The 1364-nt window shown below is 75.8% G+C and carries 2 protein-coding genes; both read left to right on the top strand.

Features of this window, described 5'->3' with window-relative positions:
• Window positions 1–1007 (top strand): ArsA family ATPase (locus AOK17_RS47645; RefSeq protein WP_055618832.1); only part of this gene is annotated, 1007 nt, incomplete at its 5' end.
• A 94-nt stretch (window positions 1008–1101) separates the two neighbouring features.
• Window positions 1102–1364 (top strand): DUF5304 family protein (locus AOK17_RS47640; RefSeq protein ID WP_169802024.1); only part of this gene is annotated, 263 nt, incomplete at its 3' end.

Raw genomic sequence — 1364 nt, 5'->3', positions numbered from 1 at the left:
CCCCCCACCTCACCACCTGGCGCCCGGACGCCACCGAGGCCTTCCGCACGGACCTCCTCGCGTTCCAGGACCGCGCCACCACCGCCCTCGACCTCCTGGGCGCCGCCCGTCTGGACGGCGAGGAACTCACCCCCCTCCCCGGCGCCGAGGAACTCGCCCTGCTCCGCGCCCTGCGCGACGCGGCCACGGCGGACACGTACGACCTCCTGGTCGTCGACCTGCCGCCCACCCCCCAGGCACTCGCCCTCCTCGCCCTCCCCGAACAGCTGCGCCGCTACCTCCGCCGCCTGCTCCCCGCGGAGCGCCAGGCGGCCCGCGCGCTGCGCCCCGTACTCGGCCGTCTCGCCGGCGTCCCGATGCCCTCGGAGTGGCTGTACGAGACGGCGGCCCGCTGGGACGTCGAGCTGGCCGCCGTCCAGCTGGCCGTCGAGGACGCGGCCACGACCGTACGGCTGGTCGCCGAGCCGGGCCCGGCCGGCACCGACGCCGTACGTGCCGCAGCCACCGGCCTCGCCCTGCGCGGCCTGCGCACCGACGCCCTGGTCGCGAACCGCGTCCTGCCCGACGCGTCCCCCGACACCTGGCTCGCCGCCCTCGCCGTACAGCAGCGCAAGGCGCTCGACGAATGGCGCGACGAGTGGGGGCGGACGTTCGACGTACGCGAGCTCCCCCACCTCGGCCGGGACCCGCGCGGCGCCGAGGACCTCGCCGCGCTGCCCGTGCCCGCGCCGGGCGACGCCCCGGGACCGGTCGAGTGGCCCGTCGCCGACCGGCTCGCCGACGACGGCGTGCTCGTCTGGCACATCCCCCTTCCCGGCGCGATACGGGAGGAGCTCGACCTCGTACGTCGTGGCGACGAACTCGTGGTCACGGCAGGGCAGTTCCGCCGGATCGTGCCCCTCCCGTCCGCCCTGCGCCGCTGCACGGTGGACGGCGCCTCCCTGCGCGACGGCGAACTGGCCGTCCGCTTCGCACCGGACCCGGACCTGTGGCCCCGGGAAAAGTGACCAGGGTCCCGTTTCTGTGGCCGCGCGCACGATGAACGGCGTACCCCCGTTCGGGTAACGTCGAGAGATACAGATCCCACGCTTGGAGTCCGCCATGAGCGATGAGCGCCCCACGTCCGACGCCGACGCCGCCAAGGACGCGCTCGACGAGGTGCGCGCGACCGACGCCGATGCCTGGGCGAAGGCGTGCGCCGAGGACCTCGCCGCGGAGAAGGCCCGCCGCCGCGTCCAGAACGGCCAGCCGCCCGGCTCGGCCGCCGAGGAACTGCGCAAGCTAGTCGACGCCGTCGCCGACAAGCTGACCGGGCTCCAGTCGCCGCTGCTCGGTGCGGTCGCGGGCGGCGCCGCCCAGCAGAT

Origin of the sequence: Streptomyces phaeochromogenes, from assembly GCF_001418655.1 — a bacterium.
Classification (GTDB): Bacteria; Actinomycetota; Actinomycetes; order Streptomycetales; family Streptomycetaceae; genus Streptomyces; species Streptomyces phaeochromogenes.
Note: the sequence above shows the minus strand (reverse complement) of the source record. Positions and strands in the feature narration are given on the sequence as shown.